The organism is Streptomyces sp. NPDC001056 (genome assembly GCF_053598955.1).
This window is the reverse complement of the sequence record NZ_JBSFLI010000124.1, coordinates 1-1,104: the sequence shown is the minus strand read 5'-3', so window position 1 is coordinate 1,104 and position 1,104 is coordinate 1. Positions and strand designations below refer to the sequence as shown.

The window sequence follows — 1,104 nt, the reverse complement described above, 5'->3', positions numbered from 1 at the left end:
GCCCTGGTAGTAGGTCGTGCTCTGCGCATACACGCTCACCGATTCCGAGAGCCGCGCGTGATGGTAGATCGCGTCGTTCTCCCAGAACGTCGAGCTCGCCGCGGTGCCGATCGCGCCGGACAGCGTGCGCAGGAAGTTCGACAGCCCCGACGCGCTCGCAAGCCGGTCGTCGGAGATGCTCGACAGCGTGATCGTCGTCATCGGCACGAAGAAGCATGCGACGCCGATCCCCTGCACGAGCCGCGGCAGGATCACGTGGTTGAACGGCACGTCGAGCGTAAACGTCGAGTTCCAGATCGACACGCCGGCAAACACGATGAACGCGAAGCTCGCGACCATCCGCAGGTCGAGCCGGTGCATGTTGCGGCCGATCAGCGGCGACAGCACGAGCGCGAGCAGCCCGACCGGCGCGGTCGCGAGGCCGGCCTTGCCCGCCGTGTAGCCCATCACCGTCTGCAGCCACAGCGGGAAGATCACGACCGAGCCGAAGAACGCCATGAAGCCGAACGAGATGATCATCGCGCCGAGCGCGAAGTTGCGGTCCTTGAACAGCGACAGGTCGACCACCGGCTCCTTCTCGGTCGCCTCCCACACGAGCATGAACGCGAGCGACACGACCGCGATCAGCGCGAGCGCGACGATGAACGTCGAGTTGAACCAGTCGCGGTCCTTGCCGAGGTCGAGCATCATCTGCAGGCATGACACGCCGATCACGAGCAGCGCGAGGCCGATCGCGTCGATCCGCTGCTTCGACGTCTTCGTCTCGCGGCCGCGCAGCAGGAAGTACGCGCAGGTCGCCGAGAAGATGCCGATCGGCAGGTTGATGTAGAAGATCCACGGCCACGTGTAGTTGTCGCTGATCCAGCCGCCCAGCAACGGGCCGAAGATCGGCGCGACGATCACCGTCATCGCCCATAGCCCGAGCGCGAGCCCGCGCTTCGCGGGCGGGTAGCTGCGCATCAGGATCGTCTGCGACAGCGGCACCATCGGCCCCGACACGAGGCCCTGCCCGGCTCCGGGGCCATCGCGCTCGCCCTCGCCCAGGAGGTGCCGCGCTCCCGGGTGCACGCCGTGGAGCTGTCGGAGGACGCGCTGCGCTGGACC

General features: G+C 67.2%; 1 protein-coding gene and 1 pseudogene. One reads left to right on the top strand and one right to left on the bottom strand.

Features of this window, described 5'->3' with window-relative positions; genetic code table 11:
* The coding region (locus ACWDD7_RS37880; RefSeq protein ID WP_450460732.1) for a DHA2 family efflux MFS transporter permease subunit at positions 1–999 on the bottom strand (999 nt) is incomplete at its 3' end.
* A gap of 12 nt (positions 1,000–1,011) precedes the next feature.
* On the opposite strand from ACWDD7_RS37880, the pseudogene ACWDD7_RS37875 reads away from it, so the two are divergent.
* A pseudogene (locus ACWDD7_RS37875) lies at positions 1,012–1,104 on the top strand (peptide chain release factor N(5)-glutamine methyltransferase); the annotation flags it as partial.